14 protein-coding genes are annotated in these 11,562 nt (G+C 39.0%); 8 read left to right on the top strand and 6 right to left on the bottom strand.

The features are described 5' to 3' along the window. Positions 1–41 precede the first annotated feature (41 nt). Positions 42–260, bottom strand: coding sequence for a hypothetical protein (locus tag CXF74_RS22395; protein WP_157822318.1), 219 nt, complete (start codon positions 258–260; stop codon positions 42–44). A gap of 367 nt (positions 261–627) precedes the next feature. On the opposite strand from CXF74_RS22395, the gene CXF74_RS03115 reads away from it, so the two are divergent. Beyond that, on the top strand, positions 628–1,095 hold the full coding sequence (locus CXF74_RS03115) for a LexA family protein (RefSeq protein WP_101080937.1): 468 nt from the start codon (positions 628–630) through the stop codon (positions 1,093–1,095). A 215-nt stretch (positions 1,096–1,310) separates the two neighbouring features. Here CXF74_RS03115 and CXF74_RS03110 read toward each other — a convergent pair whose 3' ends face one another. Both CXF74_RS03110 and CXF74_RS22115 read right to left on the bottom strand, forming a co-directional pair. Beyond that, on the bottom strand, positions 1,311–1,646 hold the full coding sequence (locus CXF74_RS03110; RefSeq protein WP_101080936.1) for a hypothetical protein: 336 nt from the start codon (positions 1,644–1,646) through the stop codon (positions 1,311–1,313). Continuing rightward, positions 1,646–1,975, bottom strand: a complete 330-nt coding sequence (locus tag CXF74_RS22115) for a hypothetical protein (protein ID WP_198552760.1) — start codon at positions 1,973–1,975, stop codon at positions 1,646–1,648. Before CXF74_RS22115 ends, CXF74_RS03110 begins: the two co-directional genes overlap by 1 nt. Positions 1,976–2,003: 28 nt before the next feature. Here CXF74_RS22115 and CXF74_RS03100 point away from each other — a divergent pair, with 28 nt between their 5' ends. Then, entirely contained in the window at positions 2,004–2,975 is a 972-nt protein-coding gene (locus CXF74_RS03100; RefSeq protein ID WP_101080934.1) for a phage integrase, read from the top strand. A gap of 157 nt (positions 2,976–3,132) precedes the next feature. Here the strand turns inward: CXF74_RS03100 and CXF74_RS03095 are convergent, their stop codons facing one another. Both CXF74_RS03095 and plsY read right to left on the bottom strand, forming a co-directional pair. Then, the gene (locus CXF74_RS03095; RefSeq protein WP_101080933.1) at positions 3,133–3,570 is read right to left on the bottom strand and encodes a c-type cytochrome; all 438 of its coding nucleotides are present in this window, start codon (positions 3,568–3,570) and stop codon (positions 3,133–3,135) included. 399 nt (positions 3,571–3,969) lie between these two features. Beyond that, on the bottom strand, positions 3,970–4,566 hold the full coding sequence (gene plsY, locus CXF74_RS03090; RefSeq protein ID WP_101080932.1) for a glycerol-3-phosphate 1-O-acyltransferase PlsY: 597 nt from the start codon (positions 4,564–4,566) through the stop codon (positions 3,970–3,972). Between the two features lie 81 nt (positions 4,567–4,647). Between plsY and folB the strand changes: the two genes are divergently transcribed. The 3 genes from folB to CXF74_RS03075 are packed head-to-tail and all read left to right on the top strand — an operon-like array spanning position 4,648 to position 6,293. Further along, a complete protein-coding gene (gene folB, locus CXF74_RS03085; RefSeq protein WP_101080931.1) occupies positions 4,648–5,001 on the top strand; it encodes a dihydroneopterin aldolase in 354 nt (117 codons plus the stop codon). Then, positions 5,001–5,486: a 2-amino-4-hydroxy-6-hydroxymethyldihydropteridine diphosphokinase gene (gene folK / locus CXF74_RS03080; protein WP_101080930.1), complete on the top strand. Its 486-nt coding sequence runs from the start codon at positions 5,001–5,003 to the stop codon at positions 5,484–5,486. The genes folB and folK overlap by 1 nt, the downstream gene beginning before the upstream one ends. Positions 5,487–5,495: 9 nt before the next feature. Continuing rightward, positions 5,496–6,293, top strand: coding sequence for an undecaprenyl-diphosphate phosphatase (locus CXF74_RS03075; RefSeq protein WP_101080929.1), 798 nt, complete (start codon positions 5,496–5,498; stop codon positions 6,291–6,293). A 95-nt stretch (positions 6,294–6,388) separates the two neighbouring features. Here CXF74_RS03075 and CXF74_RS03070 read toward each other — a convergent pair whose 3' ends face one another. Further along, on the bottom strand, positions 6,389–7,627 hold the full coding sequence (locus tag CXF74_RS03070; RefSeq protein ID WP_101080928.1) for a multifunctional CCA addition/repair protein: 1,239 nt from the start codon (positions 7,625–7,627) through the stop codon (positions 6,389–6,391). Positions 7,628–7,702: 75 nt separating this feature from the next. Between CXF74_RS03070 and CXF74_RS03065 the strand changes: the two genes are divergently transcribed. The 3 genes from CXF74_RS03065 to CXF74_RS03055 all read left to right on the top strand — a co-directional run bounded on the left by CXF74_RS03065 (position 7,703) and on the right by CXF74_RS03055 (position 11,510). Beyond that, a complete protein-coding gene (locus CXF74_RS03065) occupies positions 7,703–9,055 on the top strand; it encodes an AAA family ATPase (RefSeq protein ID WP_101080927.1) in 1,353 nt (450 codons plus the stop codon). 104 nt (positions 9,056–9,159) lie between these two features. Continuing rightward, entirely contained in the window at positions 9,160–10,764 is a 1,605-nt protein-coding gene (locus CXF74_RS03060; protein ID WP_101080926.1) for an ExeA family protein, read from the top strand. After that, positions 10,764–11,510 (top strand): general secretion pathway protein GspB, encoded by a 747-nt coding sequence (locus CXF74_RS03055; RefSeq protein ID WP_101080925.1) that lies wholly within the window; start codon positions 10,764–10,766, stop codon positions 11,508–11,510. Before CXF74_RS03060 ends, CXF74_RS03055 begins: the two co-directional genes overlap by 1 nt. The last annotated feature ends 52 nt before the right edge of the window (positions 11,511–11,562 follow it).

The following is an 11,562-nucleotide window of genomic DNA, read 5'->3' as shown; positions in this document are numbered from 1 at the left end:
TACAATCCACATTATGAGTGCCTCACTTAGGTTCATTGTGCCTATAAATCAGTAATATCGCGTATTTTCCTCATAGTATATTCTCCCTCACCATTTTTAGAAATTAAACAGGTATTTCGTTTGTTGTTATCTATTTCAGATAAGCGATTTTTGATTTTTAAGATTGTTTGAAATATTGGGATGTCCTGTCTTAATTGTCGTGAAATATTGGGATGTCCTGTCTTAATTGTCGTTGAAACCATAAAAATTACTTCCGCCATATCTTAAAATCATTAGATTCTCTTACTTAATAAATATTACGATGTTTAATGTAGAACAATAAACACTTCCGCCAATTTTGGCGGATTTATTTATTTTACACCACTCGAACCTTAAAACCAGCAACTTATTTTATAATATGTTAACCACTATGCAACTAACTGATAATTGCATAGTGTTTCAGCTGACTCGAATGAAACGATACCTGATGTGAGAGGAACTGGTGTGCTTTCCGTGAGCATGCCGTTTTTGAATGTCATGAATACACGTGTGATACCGTGTTTGCTAACAAAGTCATTTTCTAATTTTTCGGGTACGGGTTGTTTTATCTCTTTGTCTAAGATGTTCAGTACCCAATGACGAAAATCTTTGGCTTCTTCTATTCGTGCGTATCTTCAATATGGGACATCCACCTCAGAAGAGGCAAATGTTACCTATGCGCATACCTTTAAAAATAATTTGCCGTTGGTAAGTTGGGTACAAGCAGGGTGTTGGTCAGGTATTGAACCGCTAGCTCCTTCTGAAGTTGAATATTACTTATGCCCCGTTAATTGCAGTCCCAAATCCTTTGTCTTAAAAGTACAAGGGGAAAGTATGCGACCACGATTCAATGAAGGAGACCATATTTTTGTTGACCCAGAGGCACAACCAGAAAATGGCTCTTACGTTGTCGCACGCTTAGAAGATGAAAATCAAGCAACCTTTAAACAGTTAATTCTTGATGGTAACAAAAAACATTTAAAAGCCCTCAATCCCGATTGGCCTACTAAATTTATCGAAATAAACGGTAATTGCACTATTGTAGGTAAAATAATTTACAAGGGCGAGAAGTTCTAAAAAAGGCATAACAATCAAATTGTCACGGATGAGAAAATGGCTGTAAAAAGTGGAATGCAGATATTCGCCCAAGTGGTCGCAGTGGGAAATGGTACCGTAATCGATTACGTTACCATTTTACTAGTTAGGATTGTTTCACTTTAGATAACCAACAGGCATAAAAAAGCCCGCTATTTAGCGGGCTGACTATTGATGTTTTTCTGTTCGACTATTTACTATAGTTCCCTAGGCTTCGGGACAAGTGCATCTAACCCGACGACAATGCCTGTTAATGCACTTAAAATAAGAGGCATTAATATTATATCACTGTCAAATAAAGGGTGGTTTTTAAAACCATGCAATATCATTAGACCAAGCAATAAAGAACTGGCAACTGATGCGGATGTGTAAAGCTCACTCACTTTCCCTTTGAGCAGTTTCCAGTTATGGTCGCTAGTATGAGCACTATACTTATCAATCAGCACGTGGAATAAAAATAGAATAATGATCCACGAAAAATAGAATTTAATCAGCTGTTCTGTCGTCTGAGGATCGATTAAAAATAAAAGCATTAAGCTTTTATAAAGGTGTAAACAGCCAATCCCATTGATGTGATTGCTACAGTAGCAAAAACAACATTATCAGAAAAACTTACGGCAGGTAGAAATGATAGTCCGCCTAAAAAAGCAAGACCAAGACCAGCGCCACCAACACTCGCCTGTAGAGTATATTTTATTTTTTTAATTGTTGGCATAATATTTCCTTCTTCTAAAACACGATCACTAAGTCGTAAATTTTTATATTTATATAGCTCAAATATACAGCTAATCCTTGTAAGCACAAACCAATTAACCTTGTTTAATACTGTCCTACACTCACCTATACTATCTAACCAGTTCAAGTACTTTCTATATAAGGTTTAAAAAACAGTGAGTCTGACCAAAAAAAATAAGAAATGGCATGCTGATATTCGTCCAAGTGGACGCGATGGGAAACGATACCGCAAGCAGTTTGATACAAAAACAGAAGCAGAAAACTGGCCGCGTCATATTATTTCGATTCACAATCAAAAAGAATGGATAGATAAGCCAAAAGAAACACGAAAGTTAAGTGAGCTAATTGAATTATGGTGGCACTATCACGCCCAACATTTAAAACGGGCAAATGCTTATTTAACTCGAGCAAATAAACTATGCAGAATGTTAAATGATCCAACAAGCCATGAAATTACTACGCCGTTACTCGCTGATTTTCAAGCAATACGTTTAAGCAAAGTAAGTCCTTCAACATATAACCGCGACATGGTATCTCTAAGTAATGTCTATACGGTTCTAAAGGAAAAAGAGTTAATACATTGTGATAACCCCTTCGCGCATTTAAAAATTAAAGAAGTAGCGCCTGACTTAAGCTTTTTAAGTATTGATGAAATTAAGCTGGTTTTATCTCATCTTAAAGGGAGCCATTTATTGATCGTTAAAATATGTTTGAGTACTGGGGCACGATTTATTGAAGCTGAAACACTTAAATATTCAAACGTATTAAAAGACAAGATCACCTTCACAGATACTAAAAGTGGAAAGCCGCGCACAGTGCCGATCAGTTTTGAATTGTATTCAGAATTAAAATTACTGGCAAAAGGGGATAATGGAAGATTGTTTGATAATTGTTACAGTGAGTTTTTAAAGAAATTTAAGCAACTGGATATACATTTGTTAAAAGGACAAGTAACACATGTTATGCGCCACAGTTTCGCAAGCCATTACATCATCAACGGTGGTAACCTGTTAAATCTACAAAAAATACTTGGCCACAGTAATATTTTAATTACGATGAAATACGCACACCTGAGCCCTGATTACTTAAAAGACGTATTAGATAAGAACCCGTTAAATAACTTATAACAGCGTCCACATTTTGACCCAACAGCCCCGTATTAGTCAGTATTGGCTAGTGTTAGATAGTGCCTAACCCCCTTTAAACACGCGTAACAAGTTGATATTAAAGACACAAAAAAACCACCCGTAGGTGGTTTCTTGTTATTCGCGCGCAATGTGAGAATTACAGGCCTTTAATTAAGAATTTTACCGTTGCCGCCATTTCGTCATCGCTACAATCACTACATGTACCACGAGGAGGCATCGCATTAAAACCTTCAATAGCATGTTTAATCAATGTAGCTTCACCCTTAGCAATATGAGAAGCCCATGCATCAGCGTTGCCTTTAATTGGCGCGCCTGCGGCTCCCGTTCCGTGACAAGCAACACAGAATGTATTGTAAATTTTTTCACCTGAACGTGGACCTGCAGGTTCATCTGAGTCTCCGCCCACGCTTACCGTTGCAATTTCACCGTCTAAATAAACATCACCGACTGGCGCGATACGCTCTACGATACTTCCTTCAGCCATCGTTTGCGCAAAAACAGTTGCGCTAAATAAGCTAGCAGTTAAACCAATAAGTAGGGTGATACGTTTAATAAGCTGCACAGTAAACTCCATTTATAATTGTAGTATGTTGAATTTTTGTTGATTATACCCGTTACCACTCAAGATGCAAAATTCAGCAATTGGAGAGGTGAACAGATTTTAGGCAGAAAGCTGATGATCTAACTGGTTCAATCAAAACTTTCTAACAACGAAGGTGTTTGCCTCTCCGATTGCCCTATGGGTCACTAGTTCGGACACCAACTCAGCGTTGAAACATTCGATAAGGACTAGTCATCTAAGGATTAAAGTCTTTATTTAAATCCTACCGGTAGACGATTAGCGAAGCTAATCTCTCGAAAGGTCATCATATTTCGCCTTGCCTTGGTGGACGAGCTAGCGACTGAATAAAGCATCTTGGGTGATAACGGATATGAACCCATCCCCTTACAACTACCAATATTTTTATAAGGGTTATTGTTTCCAGTTCACTATTTTTTTCTCTTTACCGGTTAATAAACGGCGAATGTTGCTGATATGACGCAATATAATCAAAATAGAGAGCATAATAACGGGTGTCGTGTATTCAGGTTTTATCTGCTCCACATAAAAAGGAGCGGCTAACGCAGTCACAATCGCAGCCAGTGAAGCATAACCACTCACGGCAACGGTAAACAACCAAGTCACTATCAATAATCCCGTCATATCCATGCCTAATGGCAACAATGACCCTAAACCTGTGGCAACGGCTTTACCGCCTTGAAATTGAAAATAGGGAGGGTAAATATGCCCAAGACAAACCGCCATCCCAACCAGACCAATTCCCACAGGGGAATAACCTAAAAAATAGGCTAGATAAACCGGTAAAGTGCCTTTTAAAAGGTCAAAAATAAGCACCGCACTCGCGGCTTGTGCATGGTGAAAGCGTAATATATTAGTGGTGCCTGGATTTTTAGATCCACGTGTTCTTGGATCAGGCCAACCTTTTAATCTACAAAGTAAAATGGCCCCGTTCAAGCCACCAACAAGGTAAGCGAAAATTATAAATAAAAGAGTCGTAAGGTAAATCATTTGTACTTATTTCCTCTTAATCAGGTAAAATACTGCGCTTTGATAATACGCGCTATTACAGCAGAGCGATAGGGTATAAAGATGGATATTGTTTTTATTAAGCAGTTAGAAGTGATTACGACTATTGGTGTTTATGAATGGGAAAAATCACTGCAACAGAAGCTCTATTTTGATTTAGAAATGGCTTTTGATAACCGCCCCGCAGCATTAAATGATGATATTAACCTCGCGCTTAATTATTTTAGCGTTTCAGAGGTGGTTAATCAGTTTGCCCAAAAACATCAATTTGAACTGATTGAAACCATGGCAGAACGTGTGGCAGCTTTAATCATGGAGCAGTTTTCTGTGCCGTGGATAAAACTCACTCTACATAAACCAGGTGCACTACCAAAAGCTCAAAGCTTAGGTGTACAAATTGAGCGTGGTGCACGCTAGTGGCAAAGGTGTTTGTTGGCATTGGTTCAAGTATCGATAGACAGGTAAACATCCGTTTAGGCATTCAAGCATTACAAAATGTGTTTGGTGAATTAAATGTATCCCCTATTTATGAGAGTGAAGCCGTGGGTTTTAATGGCTGTAATTTTTATAATTTGGTTGTTTCATTTAATAGTTTATTAGATGCACAGGCCATTATTAAAAAGTTAAAAAAGATAGAAGTACAACAAGGACGTCCAGAAAAGGCCATTAAATTTGCGCCACGCACACTCGATTTAGATCTGTTATTACATGATCAATTAATTGATTTAACGATTGATCTACCACGTGCTGAAATTCTTACCAACGCCTTTGTTTTACAACCTTTATCTGAATTAGCCCCCGAGCTTAAACATCCTATTTTAAATGAACCTTATGAAATATTATGGCGAAAATTTCCTAAGGCACAACAAAAACTGTGGCAGATTAATGCCATGATTAACTAGAGAGTATTTATGTCTACACTTGAAATTGTCGTACTGGCTTTGATCCAAGGTTTAACTGAATTTTTACCTATCTCAAGCTCTGCACACCTTATTTTACCTTCTGTATTACTCGGTTGGCAGGATCAGGGTTTAGCCTTTGATCTTGTATTAAATATCGGTACATTATTGGCTGTATTAATCTATTTTCGCCGTGAAGTCACCAACATGTCGCTGGCATGGGTCGGCTCAATAAAAACAAAACAGCAAACCCAAGATAGTAAACTAGCATGGTGGATTTTATGGTCAACGGTACCAGCCGCTGCCATTGGGTTTTTAGGTAAAGACTTAATCGAAACTTACCTGCGCAGTGGTTATGTTATTGCGGTAACAACATTAGTATTTGGTTTATTACTTTGGTGGGCAGATTCACAAGCTAAGCAAATGAAAACGGAATATCAAACAGGTTTAAAAGGTGCGTTAATTATTGGTTTTGCGCAGGTTTTAGCATTAATTCCCGGCACATCTCGCTCAGGTATCACTATTACAGCCGGCCTCATGTTAGGGCTGACACGTAATGCAGCTGCTCGTTTCTCTTTCTTAATGTCTATTCCAATTATTTCATTAGCGGCGGGTTATGACTTACTGAAGTTTATTCTTTCTGATACGGCTGTCGATTGGGCTGGGTTATTCTTAGGGGCGGGTGTTTCGTTCATTAGTGCGATTTTATGTATCCATGTTTTCCTCATCTTATTAAATAAAGTCGGCATGTTACCCTTTGTTATCTATCGCTTAATATTAGCCGCCGTGCTGTTTTATGTATTAACGTAAGCCGCTTACAAAAACGAGTACACTGCCAAACCGGGTAGTGTACTCAGCAACTATCATCATCTTGCAAATACTGCTTTACTATATCAATCGTTAATTCATTTGATATCAACTAACGCTTGTTGTTTATATGCATTAACTACTTCAATACGTGCATTTAATAACGCCTGCTTTATTTCTGCACCTTCAATACCTTGCTTAATAATATCTTGAACATTAACTGTTAACGCCACCTGAAACGCCTGCCATACATAATCAGCGGTTGGATAAGGATTATTTTCAAAACCTGTTCGCCCTTTAGAATCAGCCACACAACACTGTAACATCTGTAAAAAACGTTGCGGTTTTCGCCATGCATCACAACTGTTCATGAGCTTTAACAAAGTACTCGCTTTGAGCTCAAAAGCGCTATGGATCATAGTATGATGTTCACTCACCATTAACGCTAAATCACGGCATTCATTAGGGACTTTTAAACGTTTACAGAAAGACTTTATCACGGATAATCCTAATAACCCATGACCTTTATGGCTTGGCCATTTATCTTTGGGCGTTAATGCTTTCCCTAAATCATGTACTAAACAGGCGAAACGAAAGGCAATCGAATCAGATAATAAAGCAGCCTGCTCCACCACCATTAACGTATGAATGCCGGTGTCTATTTCAGGGTGCCATCTCTTCGGCGCGGGGATGCCGTATAAACAATCTATTTCAGGGAATAAAACCGCTAACGCACTACAATCTCGTAATATTTGAAAATAGATATGTGGCGCATCTGTCGCTAATGCTTTTTCAGTTTCTGCCCAGACACGTTCAGGGGTTAAATGGGCAAGTTCACCACTTTCTGCCAATGCTTTCATCAGTAATAAAGTTTCAGGTGCAATGCTAAAACCAAGCTTATAAAAACGCGCCGCAAAACGAGCAACACGTAAGACGCGTAGTGGATCTTCACTAAAAGCAGGTGAAACATGGCGCAAGACTTTCAGCTTGATATCTTGCAAACCATTATGAGGATCGAACCTTTCCCCTGATTCATCTTCAGCAATCGCATTAATGGTTAAGTCACGGCGAATGAGATCATCTTCAAGGCTGACATTTTGTCCGCTATAACAGCTAAAACCGTTATAACCATTGCCTTTTTTACGCTCCGTACGTGCCAGTGCGTATTCCTCACCCGTTTTCGGATGTAAAAAGACAGGAAACTCTTTGCCTACTTGTTGATAACCAAGTGCTAGAAGCTGTGCTGGGCTTGAACCAACCACCATGTAATCACAATCTTTAATTGTAAGTTGTAATAATTTGTCGCGAACTGCGCCCCCGACCAAATATATACGCATTGTTTTCCCCTTCTCTCGCTATTTTCGTTATTATAATAGATCTATTAAATTCTAACTATTAATTTGGGCTTCTGCATGTATCAAGAATTTTTCTCTTTAACTCAACAGCCCTTTTCGATAGCGCCTGCACCTGATTTTCTTTTCTTCACTGAGCAACATAAAGAAGCACTTGCCCATCTGACTTATGGTTTGCAAGGCAACGGTGGTTTTGTTGTATTAACTGGCGAAGTCGGCACAGGCAAAACAACCATTTGCCAATTCTTATTACAGGATATGCCAGAAGGGACTGACATCGCGTCAATTACCAACCCTAGCGTTTCTGAAATCACCTTGTTAGTTGAAATTTGTGATCAGTTTTCTATTCAATATGACCAGAATAACATTAGCTTAAAAACCATGTTTGATGCACTGGCATCATGGATGTTAGACAATCACCAACACGGCCGTCATGCCATTGTTTTAATCGACGAAGCACAACATCTTTCATTCAAAGTGTTAGAACAACTACGCCTGTTAACTAATATTGAATCTGACAACCAAAAACCACTGCAAATTATTCTTGTTGGACAAACGGAATTACAAAAAAAGTTATTAACCACTGAGTTACGCCAATTATCACAACGTATCACAGCCCGTTATCACTTGCGCGCCTTAAACAAACCAGAAACCAATTTTTACATTCATCACCGTCTTAATATCTCCGGTGCAAAAGGGCCAATCTTTGATCCCAAAGCGATTCCCACTATTTTCAGAGCCAGTCACGGTATTCCACGCTTAATTAATCAGATATGCGATCGTTGCTTATTAAGTGCTTATACAAAATCTTCTATTTCAGTGACCCCAAAGATTGCCAAAAAAGCGATTAGTGAAGCAGAGTTACCTAAAAAAGAAAATCCGTTAAAACCTTATTTTCCTTACACCATTGCTATTACATCTGTTATTTTACTGGTACTGCTAATTAATAGCCAAGCACCAACTATCGCCACTTATTTTGAAGACTCTGAAAAAGAAGCCATGCAACAAGAGTGGTTGAGAGTGATTAACACCGCTAAAGAACAACCGGAAACGCTGCAAATAGAGATGCCAGCAGCGGAGGTCTTAACGATGACAAAAGAGCCGGCATTCGATGTGTCATTGACCCCTTCGGGCACACTATTAGCAATGCCTAGCACCAGTTATAGCTTACAGTTAACCGCCTTACCCGATGAAAGAGCAGTGCATTCATTTTTTATGCAACATCAGCAGCTTCAAGGGAAAACATACCTTTATCAAGGCGCAAGTTCAGGTGACGATAATTATGTTATTTTACTGGGCACCTTTAATACCTATAAAATGGCAAAATTAGCGAGTAAAGAGCTTAAAAAGAACTTTCCAGAGATTGACCCATGGATTAAAGATTACAAAACCATACACAGCAATATAAGATAAAACATTTTTGATCTAGCAAATCACAACATTGCTTTGCCTGTTTGTCCGCCATTACGTTAAAATACTCGAATCATGGACGATATCTTTATTTCTTTAGGTTAATTATGTACCAAGAATTTTTTTCATTAAAAATGAAACCTTTTTCGATCTCACCCGATCCCAGTTTCCTTTTTTTAAGCGAGCGACACAAAGAAGCTATTGCACATCTGCAACACGGCTTGCAAGGCTATGGAGGCTTTGCACTGTTAACAGGTGAAGTGGGCACGGGTAAAACCACCATCTGTCGCTCTTTAGTTAAAAATATGAGTGATGATACCGACATCGCTTTTATCCTAAATCCTGCGTTAAATGAAGTTGAATTGCTAACCACTATTTGTGATAGCTTCAATATTCAATATCAAAAAGACAATTTACGATCGCTGTTTAACGAGCTCAGTAGTTGGATGATTGATAATCATCTAAAAAACCGCCATGCCATTGTATTAATAGATGAAGCCCAGCACCTTAGCTTTGCGGCTTTAGAACAGCTACGTTTGCTTACTAACATTGAAACTAACGATAAAAAACCGCTACAGGTTATTTTAATTGGTCAAACAGAACTACAAGAAAAGCTAAAACAAGATGAATTTCGCCAACTAGCACAGCGTATTACCGCGCGTTATCATCTGCTTTCATTGACCCAGCAAGAGAGCAATTTATACATTCAACATCGGCTTAATGTTGCTGGCTCAATTCACGCTATATTTGACAAATCCGCACTACAAGAAATTTTTAAGAAGTGTAATGGCACACCACGCTTAACCAATATACTTTGCGATAGAAGCTTACTCGCGGCTTATACACAAGACAGCCATATAGTGACCTTAAAAATGGTTCAACAGGTCATTAAAGAGGTACACTTTTCGCATACTAATACTCAAAAGTTATCTTTGATATCTCACTGGCGCTTAATAACATTAGTTATTTTAAGTGTTTTTTCGTTATTACAGGCCCCTAAAATCGCGCACTATATGTACGCCGATAGCTTGTTCTCATCATTCTCTGATAACACTTCTGTTGAACAACCGAACGCACTGAGCTCAGAGTTGTTAAATAAACAGTGGTTTGATGCTTATCCGCAATTAGACCTCTCTCAGAGTCGATACGAGAATGCTTTGTCTAATCTGTATTCAATATGGGGTTATCAAGCGAAGAGCAAGCAGGCAACCTGTCAGCAAGGTCGTTCAGTCTTATTAACGTGTTACACACGAAAAATAAACCTAGAAAAACTAAAACAGCTCAACTACCCAGGTGTGGTGCGCTTAGAAAAAGACAGTGAAAACGCTTTATATGCCGTTGTTTATCAAATAGCGGATAATTATCAGTTATTAATCGATGGGCATTTAATCACTGTGACAGAGACATGGTTTAAAACCTATTGGAGTGGCGACTTTACACTACTTTGGAAAGCTCCTTTTCCTTTGAAAGGCGCAATAAAATTTGGCCAGAAGGGCAAGGAGGTAGCATGGTTAGCTAATCAATTAAACAAAGAACAGGGATGGCCAAGCGAGAATAAAACACGCTTTGACCTACGTTTACTGGAGCAAGTGAGTGCATTTCAACGTGAGCAAGGATTAATGGACGATGGCATAGTTGGCCCGCGAACATTAATGCCACTGATGCAACTGGCAGCGCCCAATTCACCTCGATTATTGCAGGAAGCAAACTAATGTCGACAATTTTACAAGCCTTACAAAAAAGAAAATTTGATCAAGCAGGCGGACCTCCACCCGTTATTCAACAGCCCAATAAAGCCCTACACTGGAAAATAGCCGCCTCGGCAGCCCTTTTTATTATTATCGCGTTATTAAGCGCCCTAATATACCTGTTGCTTAATCCTCGCGGTGAGGCACAAACATACTCAGCGCCCACAGCTTTAGTACAGCCGGTGGTAAATAATCATTTAGTGAAAGTCACTTTTGAAACAAAACCGCTGCCCGTTTTGGTGCCTAAAGTGAAGAAAGTGGCACCGGTAAAAGTATCAAGCAAACCCAAACAGGTGGCAAAAATAGCACCTAGCAGAGAGAAGGGCATCGAGAAAAGTATGGCGACTGAAGAGCCGTCAACGGATCTACAGAAACGTTTTGAGTTAGCCCTCTTACTGACTGATATTGAACAGAATGAAAATCCGACGGATGAGTTCACTGAAGAAGAAGGTATGAACGATGGCAGTGACATTCGTGAAATGAGCAGTGCTTTTCAAGATAAAGTCCCCTTCATTCGTTATGACTCACACATGTATTCATCCGTGGTGAATGACCGCTGGATACGTATTAATGGCGAGACGCTAAAAGAAGGTGAGTTTGATAGTACAGGGCAACTTGAGCTCTTAGAAATACAACCACAGCGCAGTATATTTCGCTTAGAGCGACAAAGCTTTAGTGTTGAATCATTAACAGATTGGAAAGGATATTAAATATTAGCTAACAGCTGATAGCTGATAGCTGATAGCTGATAGCTGATAGCTG

The sequence above is a fragment of the Psychromonas sp. Urea-02u-13 genome, assembly GCF_002835995.1.
Taxonomy (GTDB): Bacteria; Pseudomonadota; Gammaproteobacteria; order Enterobacterales; family Psychromonadaceae; genus Psychromonas.
Note: the sequence above shows the minus strand (reverse complement) of the source record. Positions and strands in the feature narration are given on the sequence as shown.

Coding starts and splice junctions, on each gene's coding strand:
- CXF74_RS03060 (WP_101080926.1), top strand. CDS start 9,160: ATGTACCAAGAATTTTTTTCATTAAAAATGAAACCTTTTTCGATCTCA.
- folB (WP_101080931.1), top strand. CDS start 4,648: ATGGATATTGTTTTTATTAAGCAGTTAGAAGTGATTACGACTATTGGT.
- CXF74_RS03065 (WP_101080927.1), top strand. CDS start 7,703: ATGTATCAAGAATTTTTCTCTTTAACTCAACAGCCCTTTTCGATAGCG.
- CXF74_RS03070 (WP_101080928.1), bottom strand. CDS start 7,627: ATGCGTATATATTTGGTCGGGGGCGCAGTTCGCGACAAATTATTACAA.
- CXF74_RS22395 (WP_157822318.1), bottom strand. CDS start 260: ATGGCGGAAGTAATTTTTATGGTTTCAACGACAATTAAGACAGGACAT.
- CXF74_RS03095 (WP_101080933.1), bottom strand. CDS start 3,570: ATGGAGTTTACTGTGCAGCTTATTAAACGTATCACCCTACTTATTGGT.
- CXF74_RS03075 (WP_101080929.1), top strand. CDS start 5,496: ATGTCTACACTTGAAATTGTCGTACTGGCTTTGATCCAAGGTTTAACT.
- CXF74_RS03110 (WP_101080936.1), bottom strand. CDS start 1,646: ATGCTTTTATTTTTAATCGATCCTCAGACGACAGAACAGCTGATTAAA.
- CXF74_RS03055 (WP_101080925.1), top strand. CDS start 10,764: ATGTCGACAATTTTACAAGCCTTACAAAAAAGAAAATTTGATCAAGCA.
- plsY (WP_101080932.1), bottom strand. CDS start 4,566: ATGATTTACCTTACGACTCTTTTATTTATAATTTTCGCTTACCTTGTT.